The 12,206-nt window shown below is 53.9% G+C and carries 12 protein-coding genes; 10 read left to right on the top strand and 2 right to left on the bottom strand.

What is annotated here, in order from left to right:
• The first annotated feature begins 1,453 nt into the window (after positions 1-1,453).
• The 4 genes from AC3WQH_RS07325 to AC3WQH_RS07310 all read left to right on the top strand — a co-directional run bounded on the left by AC3WQH_RS07325 (position 1,454) and on the right by AC3WQH_RS07310 (position 5,560).
• Complete coding sequence (locus AC3WQH_RS07325; protein ID WP_327921109.1) at positions 1,454-1,822, top strand: helix-turn-helix domain-containing protein; 369 nt, start codon at positions 1,454-1,456, stop codon at positions 1,820-1,822.
• Between the two features lie 70 nt (positions 1,823-1,892).
• The gene (locus tag AC3WQH_RS07320) at positions 1,893-2,897 is read left to right on the top strand and encodes an ABC transporter substrate-binding protein (protein ID WP_005835406.1); all 1,005 of its coding nucleotides are present in this window, start codon (positions 1,893-1,895) and stop codon (positions 2,895-2,897) included.
• 101 nt (positions 2,898-2,998) lie between these two features.
• Positions 2,999-4,048, top strand: a complete 1,050-nt coding sequence (locus AC3WQH_RS07315) for an NAD(P)/FAD-dependent oxidoreductase (RefSeq protein ID WP_005835405.1) — start codon at positions 2,999-3,001, stop codon at positions 4,046-4,048.
• A 180-nt stretch (positions 4,049-4,228) separates the two neighbouring features.
• Positions 4,229-5,560, top strand: coding sequence for a purine/pyrimidine permease (locus AC3WQH_RS07310; protein WP_005835403.1), 1,332 nt, complete (start codon positions 4,229-4,231; stop codon positions 5,558-5,560).
• A 15-nt stretch (positions 5,561-5,575) separates the two neighbouring features.
• On the opposite strand, the gene AC3WQH_RS07305 is transcribed toward AC3WQH_RS07310, so the two are convergent.
• Positions 5,576-6,247, bottom strand: a complete 672-nt coding sequence (locus tag AC3WQH_RS07305; RefSeq protein ID WP_005835401.1) for a B3/B4 domain-containing protein — start codon at positions 6,245-6,247, stop codon at positions 5,576-5,578.
• A 157-nt stretch (positions 6,248-6,404) separates the two neighbouring features.
• Here AC3WQH_RS07305 and rnhA point away from each other — a divergent pair, with 157 nt between their 5' ends.
• The 4 genes from rnhA to AC3WQH_RS07285 all read left to right on the top strand — a co-directional run bounded on the left by rnhA (position 6,405) and on the right by AC3WQH_RS07285 (position 9,918).
• Positions 6,405-6,845: a ribonuclease HI gene (rnhA, locus tag AC3WQH_RS07300; protein WP_007779986.1), complete on the top strand. Its 441-nt coding sequence runs from the start codon at positions 6,405-6,407 to the stop codon at positions 6,843-6,845.
• Positions 6,842-8,059: a tRNA epoxyqueuosine(34) reductase QueG gene (gene queG / locus AC3WQH_RS07295; protein ID WP_026557983.1), complete on the top strand. Its 1,218-nt coding sequence runs from the start codon at positions 6,842-6,844 to the stop codon at positions 8,057-8,059. The genes rnhA and queG overlap by 4 nt, the downstream gene beginning before the upstream one ends.
• Positions 8,060-8,232: 173 nt before the next feature.
• Entirely contained in the window at positions 8,233-8,781 is a 549-nt protein-coding gene (locus tag AC3WQH_RS07290) for a methylated-DNA--[protein]-cysteine S-methyltransferase (protein ID WP_005835393.1), read from the top strand.
• Positions 8,782-8,943: 162 nt separating this feature from the next.
• Entirely contained in the window at positions 8,944-9,918 is a 975-nt protein-coding gene (locus tag AC3WQH_RS07285; RefSeq protein ID WP_005835392.1) for an amidase domain-containing protein, read from the top strand.
• A 19-nt stretch (positions 9,919-9,937) separates the two neighbouring features.
• On the opposite strand, the gene AC3WQH_RS07280 is transcribed toward AC3WQH_RS07285, so the two are convergent.
• Complete coding sequence (locus AC3WQH_RS07280) at positions 9,938-10,645, bottom strand: ferric reductase-like transmembrane domain-containing protein (protein ID WP_007779980.1); 708 nt, start codon at positions 10,643-10,645, stop codon at positions 9,938-9,940.
• Between the two features lie 159 nt (positions 10,646-10,804).
• On the opposite strand from AC3WQH_RS07280, the gene trmL reads away from it, so the two are divergent.
• Entirely contained in the window at positions 10,805-11,275 is a 471-nt protein-coding gene (trmL, locus tag AC3WQH_RS07275; RefSeq protein WP_005835388.1) for a tRNA (uridine(34)/cytosine(34)/5-carboxymethylaminomethyluridine(34)-2'-O)-methyltransferase TrmL, read from the top strand.
• A gap of 74 nt (positions 11,276-11,349) precedes the next feature.
• On the top strand, positions 11,350-12,078 hold the full coding sequence (locus AC3WQH_RS07270; RefSeq protein WP_005835386.1) for an HAD family hydrolase: 729 nt from the start codon (positions 11,350-11,352) through the stop codon (positions 12,076-12,078).
• Positions 12,079-12,206 lie beyond the last annotated feature (128 nt).

The following is a 12,206-nucleotide window of genomic DNA, read 5'->3' as shown; positions in this document are numbered from 1 at the left end:
TTGTTGCCTTCCCCCTGTTCACATATAGTGTACTAAATTACACTCCATGTGTCCAAGTTTCCTAAGGGGCTATTGAGGATGAATCTTTAGTAACATTAAACGTTCCTGAGTAAGGCTTCCACCATATTGTTTTTTCATATGATCCATTATTTGACCATGTTGATGATGCGGCAAATACGGAAGTAGCTGAAAGGCATATACTAAGTAATGCAGCTCCACTTAATAATCTTTTCTTAGATTTCATGAAAACATCTTCTATCTTCATTGGTTTGATTCAACAGATTGGTTTAGAATTCTTTTGATTATTAGTTTATAGCAAAGTAATTGAAAAAAATGTCGAATTATATAATTAATTGAAAAACGAACATTAAGTACTATTTTGTTCAAAGGGATTTAAAGCAATTAAAGGATAATAGTCCTGTGATATGCACATTGTAGGTGCCTTTGTATATTTGTTGTTCTAGGAACGAATGTGGACTCCAGGGGCGCTTCTATAAAACATCTCCTTTCCGGACCGACTCTTTCGGCCAACATATCTCGACTTTCGGAACCCTTTGGTATTTTACATAAGCGTGGTTAATTGCTGTATGAGGGGGAAACTAGGGCTGAAAGGGTGCTCGTATTGTTGAAAAAATTTTACCCTGCTTCAGGAATCTCTGTATTTCGTGATTGCCTGAAAATAGAGTTTCAAAAAATAGAGCCAATCTAGAATCTTTATGTTTAATGACTTTACTATTTGGAATTGAATGGGGAGTAATCGCGATAGCTACTCTGTTTTGCCCGTGCTATAGCCGACAACCAGACATCAGCAATGCGAGGAAAAGAAGGAAAGAGAAAAACAATAAGATTGATTCTCAATATCAATATAAGTATGATTAAGTTATGTGACTGCAACGGGACTCGTCCCAGCGGACGCGGGCGATGAGCACATGAAGTAACGGCACTTGATGGCAGGAGGTGTGTGAAATGAAGATGGACATCAACAAACTTGCCGAACATTTTGCGCGTACCTCTTTTCGAGTGGAGCAAGTCTGTCGCTATGTGCGCGATCCGGGCATGAGTTGCGATGACTATACGGAAGCATTCCCAGGCTTTGTTTTTCCCTTGAGAGGAAAGGCCGAGTTTGATTTCAGCGGAACGTCCTATGCGCTGTCGCCGGGACATGTCGTGCATGGCGGTGCCCGTATGCCATTGAATCGGCGGGTTACGGGCAACAGTAAGTGGGAGTATTTGCTTGTTTTATACCGGGTTTGCGCGCCCGAGCCGTCCGGATTTTCCTTGAGTAGAGCGCATTTTCAGCTCACTCCGGGACAAAGCCCGCGCCTGATGGAGCTGCTTGAGCTTCTCTGGCGCTCATCGAGGGAGCCGGGTGGGATTTCTGCCTTTCAGACGGAGACGTTGTTTCGCTGCGTCCTGGAGGAACTGTTCGTTTGTGCACGCAACCAGAGCAGCGATGGGGAGCAGGCACTGTTCGAGCAAGTATCCCGCTACATACATGAGCATTACATGGATGGGCTTAGTGTACGCGCGTTGGCGGAGCAAAACGACATCAACGAAAATCGCTTGTTCTACGTTTTCAAAAAATACGGGCATGGGCCCGGGCCCGGGCAAGTATTTGATGGCCTATCGGCTGAATCGGGCGAAGGAATGCCTGTTGGCGAACGACGCGCCGATCGGCGAGGTGGCGAAAAGCGTCGGCTATGCAGACGCCTTGTATTTCAGCCGCATTTTTAAAAAGCAGGTAGGGTTGTCTCCGGCCGAATTTCGCGGACGATTCAGGAAAAATCCATATGGAATTCAGGATGGCTCCATTCCTCTCTAAAATGCGTTTTGCTAAACTGACCGTAGCTTAGTTGGTCAAGCAAAACTCAAGTCACATCGGAGGAGTCAGAATGAAAACACTCATGAGACTATTCGTCACCCTTGCGCTTTTGGCGGGGATTTTAGCGGGTTGTGCCGGAACGCCGGAGACTAACCATAGTTCCGCAGCAAACAGTGCAGCACCAGCCAAAGAGGAAAGCGCCGCTCCCGAAAAAGCCGATCAGGAAACGGGAAAATGGCCGAGAACGTATGTAGACGCTCTTGGACGCGAGATTGTACTGGAAAAGAAACCGGAGAAAGTAGCGCTCTTATTTTTCCGCAATTTTGAGCATTTGTTTTTGTTGGACGAAGCCCCGGTAGCGGCGACAGACCTGGATGTTTTGCAGGAGTGGGAATCGCTCGCTCCGTACAAGGACAAACAGATCGTCGACATCGGCTCCATGACGAGCCCGAACCTGGAAAAGCTGCTGGAAGTCGGCCCTGACCTCATCATCATGGTTTCGGGGCGGTATGGAAGCTACGGCGACAAGCTGGAGAAAATCGCTCCGGTCGTAACGGTGGACAGCAATGAAAACAACTGGCAAGGCGCGCTGCGCGAGTACGGAAAAATTTTCGGCAAAGAGCAAAAGGCCGAGGATGAAATCAAGCGGATCGAAACGCTGATTGCCGATTCCAAAGAACAGTTGAAAGCGTTCAGCGACAAAACGTTTGGCGTGATTATGCTGGGTGACAAGCAGTTCTGGGGCTTTACCACGCAGTTTATTTTCAGCAAGGAAAGCGGCCTTGGATTGAACCCGCCGAGCAAATACGTAGATATGTCGACCAAAGGGGAGCAGATTTCCCTGGAAGGACTGGCGGCGATGAACCCGGACTACATATTTGTCGCTGATATCGGCGGCTCGTCCAAAAAGCTGCAAGGCTACCTGAAAAACCTGGAGAGCGATTCTGCCTGGAACTCGCTTCAAGCGATCAAGAACGGGCATATGTACGCACTGGACAGCTCGATTGCCGCGGGCGGACCGTTGGGAATTGAGCTTGGGGTGAAAACGATCGTGAAAAATATTTTGGCTAAATAAAATGCGTCGCTGATCGAGCAGCCGCCTCTGTGCAAGCATTGTGCAGGGGCCCTGTTGCTGCGTGCGCCCATTATGGATGGGAGTAAAGGAGAGATACACGGATGACGAACGAAGAATTGTATGACGTCACGATTATCGGCGGAGGGCCTGCTGGGCTGTTCGCATCATTTTACAGCGGTTTGCGAGAAATGAAGACGAAGCTGATCGAATATCAGCCAAGGCTGGGCGGGAAAGTCCACGTCTATCCCGAAAAAATGATTTGGGACGTCGGCGGCCTGACGCCAACACTGGGCGAAAAGCTGATTGAACAGCTCGTTCAGCAAGGATTGACCTTCGATCCAACTGTCGTTTTGGGTCAAAAAGTGGAGCGGATCGAGCGGGACGAAACAGGCGTGTTCGTTTTGCACACTTCGGCAGGCGAGAAGCATTATAGCAAAACCGTCATTTTGGCCATTGGCGGAGGGATTTTGGAGCCGCAACGAATTGACTTGGAAGGCGCGGAAAAGTTCGAAGTATCCAATCTCAGCTATACCGTCAAGTCGTTGCGGCGCTTCAAGGACAAAACCGTCATCATCTCGGGCGGTGGAAACTCTGCGGTCGATTGGGCCAATGAGCTGGAGCCGATTGCCAAAAAAGTGTATGTGACGTATCGGAAAGAAGCGCTGTCCGGGCACGAAGCACAAGTTACGCAACTGTTGAAAAGCTCCGCCACATGCTTCTTCAACACGACGATCACGAAGCTGATTGCGGCTTCCAACCAGGAAAAAATTGAGCGGGTCGAGCTGACTAACCACGTGACGGGCGAGGTGCAGGAGCTGGCGATTGACGAAGTGATTATCAATCACGGCTACGAACGCGACAGATCGCTTCTGGAGAACAGCCAGGTGAAGCTGGAAATGGCGAACGAATACTTCCTGGCCGGCAAGACAAACGGCGCTACATCCGAGCCGGGGATTTTTGCGGCGGGAGATATTATCTCGTATGAAGGAAAAGTGCATCTGATTGCTGGAGCTTTTCACGACGCAGCAAATGCCGTCAACCAAGCCAAGCTGTACATTCAGCCGGAAGCGCATGCCAGCGGAATGGTTTCGTCCCACAATGAAATTTTCCAAAGCCGAAACCGCGAGCTGATTAAGCAAATGATAAAATAGTATTTGCAGGAAACGGAAGCCGCATGGGCGGCCAAAGCATAAGGGGTAAGAAATTTCTCGCAGAGAGTTTCTTGCCCCTTTGCATGTTTGCTGAAAAACCGGATGATGATATTCTTAACTGGAGACATTTAGTTGCATAGCTCATGATTGATTGGCGGCAAGAAAACGAGGTGGATTGTTTTGAAGTACGGATTGTATGACAGACCTCCAGTGGGCACGAGCATTCTCTCGGCCTTGCAATGGATGATCGTAGCTGTCTCCAGCAGTGTTGCCGTTCCGTTGATGATCGGGGACGTGTATGGGTTACAGGCAGACGAGATGAGCCATTTGATGCAGCAGACGATGTTTTTCATCGGGCTGGCTTCGCTTTTGCAAGTATGGATCGGACACCGTTATCCGATGCTGGAAGGACCGGCTGGATTGTGGTGGGGGATTTTTATCATTTTGGCGCAGCTCGGTGCGAGTGCAGGGCTGCAGCCGCGCGAGATCGGGCAATCGTTTCAGCTCGGGATGGCGTTGGCGGGCCTGCTGTTTATCGGCTTCGGGATGCTGGGCTGGATCGGCAAGCTGCAAAGATGGTTTACACCGCTTGTATCCGGCACGTATATGATTTTGCTGGCGATTTCTTTGTGCAGCAATATTTTGACCGGGATGCTGGGGATTGGCTTTCAGCATTCCAAAGAGGTGCAGCCGGGCGTAGCGCTCGTTTCCGTCGGCATCGTGGCGCTGGTCGTCTGGATCATGCGGACGAAGCGCTTTTCCAGCTTTGCGGTCCTGTTTGGCATGGTCGGCGGCTGGGTGCTTTACGCCGTATTGGGCTGGACGGAGCCTGTGCGGCCTGCGGATCAGTTGATCTCGTGGCCGAGCTTCTTTTTCTGGGGAACGCCGCGCTGGGACTGGGGCGTCGTCCTGACGAGCATGCTGACCGGATTTGTCCTGCTGACGAACCTGGTGACGAGTATGGTCGTGATGGGCAAGGCGACAAATACGGTGCCGACCGATTCCCAATACAACCGTGGCGGGGTGTTTACAGGGGTGTCTCACCTGCTTTCCGGCGTGAGCGGCGTCGTGGGGATGATCCCGCTTTCGCTGGCTGCCGCCGTGATCCAGACGACGCGCATGGCGTCGCGCCTGCCCTTCATGCTCGCGATGGTCGGGATGATGCTGATTGGCCTGCTCCCGACCGTCGCTCATTTTTTGGCGGCTTTGCCGACTCCGGTTGCCTATGCGGCGATGTTCATTTCGTACACGCAGCTTCTCGGGTTCGGTTTGAAAGATTACGTGACAGTCAAAATGGATGATCGGGCCATCACGGTCGGGGGCAGCTCGCTTCTGATCGGGATTGGCGTCATGTTTGTTCCGGCAGCCGCCTGGCAGAAGCTGCCTGCGCTGGTCAGCTTCCTGTTCGGCAACGGCTTGCTGCTCGGGGTAATCGTCTGTTTGCTCTTGGAGCACGTTGTTTTTCGCAAGCCAACTGACAGTCAGACACAAAAAGACGGCCACGCTGCATGACGGGCCGTCTTTTTATTAAGGCGAGGCGATGGCGCTGTGGGTCAGCTCGCCGCCGTTGATCTCGGTAAACATGCGGCCCACGGAGCCGATGATTTCGTCCTTTTTCTCAGCGGAAAGCTGCTCGTGGAAAAAGACGACTTGCAGCAGGTCCCGGCTTTGTTCGGTCACACAAGTTCGCTTGGAATCGACAATCGGACTGCCGAAGGCCCCCTGCTCGTCCGCGAGCAGCAGCTTTCCTTCCATGTGGACCTCGCGACCGTTCAATCCTTCGTACACGTCTGTTTCCCGGCCCAGACGGCAAGTGACGTCGCCTGTAAGCTGCTGCCGATCGTAAATCCCAAAGGGAAGCGCATGCAGGACGGAGAAGAAGTTGTTGACGTCTACGGCGCTGTTGATCCAGAAAAAAGGATTGCCCTGCAACAGACGGCGCAGCAGTGCCTCCGAGGAGGGGCGGTAGCGGGAAGGATCGATCCCCGCTTTTTTGAAGGCGGCTCGCCATTCGCGGATGCCTTCGATCTCGGCCAGGCGGGACAGCTCGTGCTCCAGGCGCAAGCTTTCTACAAAGTAGTTGATCCGGCCTTGCAGCATTTTTGGCGAGTCGCTGACAGATACGCCACTGTATTGCAAAATGCCGAGGGAAAAGGCGGGAAGGCGCTCGGTCACGGTAGAGTCGAGTTGTACGTTCATCATGATTCACTCCTTCTATAAGAAAATTCGCTTGCGAACGACTATTTTTGCCAAAGCTTGGAACAGGACAGATTTCTCAAGTAGTATAGCAAAATATTTTTGTGGAAGCGACTAAGCTTCGATACAATAGAAGCAACAGAGGAGGTTTCCAAAGACGATGACAATGCGTGAAGTAGAGATTTATACAGACGGCGCCTGCTCTGGCAATCCCGGGCCGGGCGGCTGGGGTGCTGTCCTGATGTACGGCCAGCACATCAAGGAGATGTCCGGTGCCGAACCACATACAACGAACAACCGCATGGAGCTGCTTGCGCCGATCAAGGCGCTGTCCACGTTGAAAGAGCCTTGCAAGGTGACCTTGTACAGCGACAGCGCGTATTTAGTCAACTGCTTCAAGCAGGGCTGGTACAAGGGCTGGCTGAAAAACGGCTGGAAAAACAGCAAAGGCCAGCAGGTAGAGAATCAGGACTTGTGGAAAGAGCTGCTTCGGCTGATGGATATTCATCAAGTAGAGTACGTCAAGGTAAAAGGACATGCCGACAACAAGTGGAACAACCGCTGCGACGAGTTGGCGACGGGAGCGATCAAACAACTGTGATTGACGAGCAAGACTTGCGCTACTGGGAGCAGACGAAGCAGTCCATCATTGATTACGCCAAGGAGATCGGCATCGACAAGATCGGCTTTGCCAGCGCCGACCCTTTTTTGACGCTCAAGGAACGACTGATCGAGCACCGGGAAAAGGGGTATGAGTCAGGCTTTGAGGAGCCGGATTTGGAAAAGCGGACGAATCCCAGCCTGCTGTTGGAGGGCGCGCGTTCCTTGATTTCGATTGCGCTCGCCTACCCGTCCAAGCTGGAGAATCCGCCCAAGTCCGAGCCTGGCGCGTACCGGGGCATTTTGTGCCGGGCGGCCTGGGGAGTCGATTACCATCACGTGCTGCGCGACAAGCTGGACAAGCTCGGCAAATTCATTCAGGAGCTGGAGCCGGGTGCCAAAATCGAATCGATGGTAGACACGGGCGCGCTGTCTGATCGTGCTGTCGCCGAGCGGGCTGGTGTCGGATTCGTCGGCAAAAACTGTGCGGTGATTACGCCCGAGTTCGGCTCGTGGGTCTACCTGGGCGAGCTTTTGACGAATTTGCCGTTGCCGATCGACCACCCGATCGAAGAAGGCTGCGGCGATTGCAACATATGTGTAGACGCCTGTCCGACCGGGGCGCTTGTGCAGGGAGGCCAGCTCAACGCTCAGCGCTGTGTAGCGTTTTTGACTCAGGTAAAAGATTTCATTCCAGACGAATTTAGAGGAAAAATCGGCAATCGGCTGTACGGCTGTGATACTTGCCAAACCGTCTGCCCGAAAAACCGCCGGATCAACTCCAACCATCATCCCGAGTTTCAGCCTGATCCCGAGATTGCCAAGCCGCTCTTGATCCCGCTTCTGGAGATGAGCAACAAGGAGTTTAAGGAAAAGTTCGGCCTGTCTTCTTCATCGTGGCGCGGCAAAAAACCGATTCAGCGCAACGCGATTCTGGCCCTGGCCCACTTCAAGGATCGCACCGCGGTTCCTCATCTCGCCCGCCTGCTTGCGAACGATCCACGTCCGGTCATTCGCGGCACAGCAGCCTGGGCGCTGGGGAAAATCGGGGGAGCCGATGCAGAAGCGGCACTCGTGAGGGCACAGGAGACGGAGCAGGTGGCAGAGGTGCAGGACGAGATTGCGAAGGGGATGAAGCTGCTGGCGGAGCAAAGTGCGCAGGGGGAGAAGCAGCGGCGACAGGAACAGCAGGAACAGCAGGAACAACTCCCCTAGTCGCAGGCTGGTACGCTGGTGAAAAGCGCGAAAGCCGCTGTGACAGACAGACGTATGACAGGCTGGCTAACCTCTGGAAAAAGTCGCCTGAAGCCGCTGGCGCTTCGGGAGCGGACGAGCGATAGCAAGGCAGCCTGCGCTAAAAAATATTTGGGAGAGAGGGAGGATGTACGATGGCACAGGAAGTAGGCTACACCACAATGGAATCGCCAATTGGCCCGCTGCTGCTCGCTTCGACGGAGGAAGGCTTGTGCTACATCGACTTTGCGAACGAGGAAGAAGGACTGCCGCGCCTTGTTCGCTGGTGCAAAAAGACGCTTCTCGGAGTCACTCCGGAGAAAAACGAAGCGATCAACGAGCAGGCCAAGCTACAGCTTGAGCAATATTTTGCCGGCGAGCGAACAGAGTTTGACGTTCCTACCGTCCTGTACGGCACTCCTTTTCAAAAAACTGTGTGGACTGAGTTGACGAATATTCCATACGGCGAAACCCGCTCCTACAAGGACATTGCCATCGCTATCGGAGCGGCCAAAGCGGTCCGGGCGATTGGCGGGGCGAACAATCGCAATCCGATCCCGGTAATCATCCCTTGCCACCGGGTTGTCGGCTCAAACGGCGCGCTCGTCGGCTACGGAGGCGGGCTGTCCATCAAAGAATTTTTGCTGTCGCACGAGGAAGGGCCGCTTTTTGCCCATGCGACCTCCAACCAAGCTGTCCGCTAGCCGGATGGCTTTTCTTTCTTCTGAATGCACTGTCCTTGACATATTCTTTTCGTGAGATGCCAGGTGAGCTCGTGGATGGGGAGTGAGCGTGCCCCGCGAGGCGAGCTGGCGGAAGGAACGACATGTCCAGGCATAGAACGCTGGGAAGAGGGGGAGCGACGGATGGAATGGCGTGCGTTTGTGCAACGGTACTTCGATGCCGTGCACCAATCGATTCTGGATGGACAACATCAGCGGCTGCTGCCTTTTTATCTGGAGCAAAAGCCGCTGCTGCAACAAGAATGGGAACGCATCCATCGCGCCCATCGGCAAATGCGCAAGCGGGGGGCCGCGCTTCGCGGCGTGAGCGGCCAGGTCAAGCCCGTCTGTTGGCTGGAGACGGATGCTGCGATGGACATCACGGTAGTCTGGACGGGCAAGAGCCGGTATCTGTTGAAAAACAAAACGTATGAAGAGGCGAGCAGACGGATGCTTCAGCTTCGTTTGGACAAAGCGGCAGGTCAGTGGGGAATTGTCGGCACGCGGGAGCAGCGAGGTGACCAGAAAAGCGAAGGGATAGAGGAACAGGAGCTGCGGGGCACGGCGTCGGTAACAGCCGTTGAAGATGCGGTGTCGCAGCCGTTGCTCGTCGTCCACGGCGCGGGCGGCTATCGGGCGGATAAAGCAGTCGCCTATGCAGAACGGTACTGGAATACGACGAATCCCGCTTACCCGCGCTTCAACGATGATTGCACCAATTTTATATCGCAATGCTTGTACGCCGGGGGGATTCCCATGCTGATGTCCAAGGAACGTGGCAAAGGCTGGTGGATTCGCACCGGAAAAAGCGCGGACTGGAGCTATAGCTGGACGGTAGCGCACAGCTTGTACCTGTTGCTGAAATCAGGCGGGCCGCCGATGCGCGCTGTCGCCAAAAAGTCTGCCGCCGAGCTGGTTCCGGGCGACATCATTTGCTACGACTTTAACGGCGACGGACGTTTTCAGCACAATACGATTGTGGTCACGATGGACGCGAATATGATGCCGCTTGTCAACGCCCACACGACAGACAGCAGCATGCGCTACTGGGCGTATGAGGACTCGACTGCCTATACGCCCAGCATCCGTTATGCGTTTTTTCATATTCGCGGAGTGTAGGCGGCTTTGGCTTTGCAGGTTACCACCTGCGCTTGAGCACAGTTCGGCCAAACGAGAGGCTGCGAACGAACCAGACAACGACTGCGAAGACGAGCAGGTCGGAGAAGCTGTGCGGCTCTCCTTTGATCGATTGAATGTAGATCAGGCCGTGGAACAGGACGAGAAGAAACAGCCACGGATTGGCCAGATGCAGTCTTTTCCAGGCGGAGCCGCCCAACCATTTTTCCGCGCGTCCAGAGGAAGTGCACAAGAGCGCCAGCAAAAGGATGAAGGCGATCGCTCCCAAGTAGTTGGCGACACCCGTAAAGCTCCAGTTCGGAATCGGCCATACGCCGGACTCGGGAGGCGCATAAAGAAACAGGCGCAGCCACCCGCCCGTCTGGTCAGGCCGGGTGTCAGAGATCATGTACAGCTTCGGCTCTCCTTCAAACAGGATCAGCACGAGACAGACATGCAGGATGCCAGTCAGTCCGGCCCAGATGCCGACATCTCTGCGGATGGACAAGCAGGCAGCGGTCCAGCGTCCGGGCAGCCACGACTTGATCGGGCCAATCAAGAGGGTGAGACCGATCAGGAGAAACGAGAGGTAGCCTGCGATCATGCTGCACGCCTCCATAGCCGGGAAAGCGGAAAAGTCAGGCCACATCCATGCTGCGCCAATCAGGACGATCAAAAGAGACATTATGTGGGCGAGCAGGCGAAGCAGATGACGGCGGGGCGTATTCATGTCAGCGACACTCCTTTGCATCCGTTGTTTTCCCGTTAGATGCAACAGCCCCGCTGCATGTTACAGGCACTGGCTCGGTGGTCATGGCGCGGTTGGTTTATGTATAATAGAAGAGATTTGAAGGACCCAAGTTCGTCATATACAAGGAGTTTTGCTGATATGCCGCTACATATTGTTTTGCACGAGCCGCTCATTCCTGCCAACACGGGGAATATCGCCCGTTCCTGCGCAGCGACTGGCGCTCATTTGCATTTGATTCACCCGCTTGGCTTTTCGACAGAGGATCGCTATTTGAAGCGGGCTGGCCTCGATTACTGGCACGCGGTGAACATCCACCATCACGAGAGCTTTGAGCATTTTGCCGCGGCGCAGGGAGAGGGAGCAGGCACGTTTTACTTCGTGGAGACGTGGGGCGAGAAGCTGTACACCGATGTTTCCTTTCGCGATGGCGACTACATTATTTTGGGCAAGGAGACCACCGGCTTGCCGGAGGAACTGACGGAGAGGTACCGGGAGCAGACGATTCGCATTCCGATGAGCGGAGCCACCCGCTCCGTCAATCTGTCCAACTGTGCGGCGATCGTTTTGTTTGAAGGCTTGCGGCAGCTAGGTTTTCCGGGGCTGAATTAGGGCACGATGACAAACGCCTTCGCTTACAGCAGCAACAACAAGCAGGGCGTCGATGAAAAAGGGAGAGAACGCAAATGACTGTGAACACGATCCTGTTTGATCTGGACGGAACGCTCCTGGAAATGCAGACCGAGCCTTTTGTCAAAAGCTATTTGGTCGAGGTAGGCCGCCATGTTGGCGACAAGTACGATACGGAAAAGCTCCTGAAGCTGATTTGGGACGCAACCAAGGCGATGATTATGAGCCAGGAGCCGGAGAAGACGAATGAACAGGTGTTCATCGAATATTTTACCGCGCACAGCGAATGGGATCGCGAAGAGGTGTGGCCGCTGTTCGATTCCTTTTACCGCGATGTGTTCCCGACGCTGTCCCATCTGACCTATCCTTCGCCGTGGGGCAAAAAAATTGTGGATGCGGCCAAGGCGCAAGGCTATCGGGTCGCGGTCGCCACCAATCCGGTCTTTCCGCGCGATGCGATTTTCCATCGGCTCGCCTGGATCGGCATGAGCGCGGACGATTTCGAACTGGTGACCGTCTATGAGGAGTCGCATTATACGAAGCCGAATCCCGGCTATTTCGCGGAAATTTGCCAAAAGCTCGGCGTGGAGCCGACCGACTGCATCATGATCGGCAACCACATGCAGGAAGACATGGTCGCGTCGAAGCTGGGGATGAAGACGTACCTCGTCACGAACTGGCTGGAAGACCGCGGCGAGCCGCAGTATCCGGTCGATCAGCGAGGCTCGTTGGAGGAATTGTATCAGGCGATTACGGAGCGGACAGGCGTGTTTGCCAAAGCATAAATTGCGCTGGCTGTCGTCGCCGGCAACGAGCAAGCAGGCTGTTTGCCGCAAAAGCGGGGCAGCCTGCTTTTTCACATACTTTTCCCAAAGTCGTGCGGCAGGCTTGTTTACGTAGCAATCACGCTTCG

This window comes from Brevibacillus sp. FW301-21C12A (assembly GCF_058788915.1).
This window is presented reverse-complemented; position numbering and strand designations above follow the sequence as displayed.

Bases quoted from the DNA above. Each gene is read 5' to 3' on its own strand.
- AC3WQH_RS07290 (WP_005835393.1), top strand. From the start codon at position 8,233: ATGGCACAGGAAGTAGGCTACACCACAATGGAATCGCCAATTGGCCCG.
- rnhA (WP_007779986.1), top strand. From the start codon at position 6,405: ATGACAATGCGTGAAGTAGAGATTTATACAGACGGCGCCTGCTCTGGC.
- trmL (WP_005835388.1), top strand. From the start codon at position 10,805: ATGCCGCTACATATTGTTTTGCACGAGCCGCTCATTCCTGCCAACACG.
- AC3WQH_RS07285 (WP_005835392.1), top strand. From the start codon at position 8,944: ATGGAATGGCGTGCGTTTGTGCAACGGTACTTCGATGCCGTGCACCAA.
- AC3WQH_RS07315 (WP_005835405.1), top strand. From the start codon at position 2,999: ATGACGAACGAAGAATTGTATGACGTCACGATTATCGGCGGAGGGCCT.
- AC3WQH_RS07280 (WP_007779980.1), bottom strand. From the start codon at position 10,645: ATGAATACGCCCCGCCGTCATCTGCTTCGCCTGCTCGCCCACATAATG.
- AC3WQH_RS07305 (WP_005835401.1), bottom strand. From the start codon at position 6,247: ATGAACGTACAACTCGACTCTACCGTGACCGAGCGCCTTCCCGCCTTT.
- AC3WQH_RS07325 (WP_327921109.1), top strand. From the start codon at position 1,454: ATGGGGAGCAGGCACTGTTCGAGCAAGTATCCCGCTACATACATGAGC.
- AC3WQH_RS07270 (WP_005835386.1), top strand. From the start codon at position 11,350: ATGACTGTGAACACGATCCTGTTTGATCTGGACGGAACGCTCCTGGAA.
- AC3WQH_RS07320 (WP_005835406.1), top strand. From the start codon at position 1,893: ATGAAAACACTCATGAGACTATTCGTCACCCTTGCGCTTTTGGCGGGG.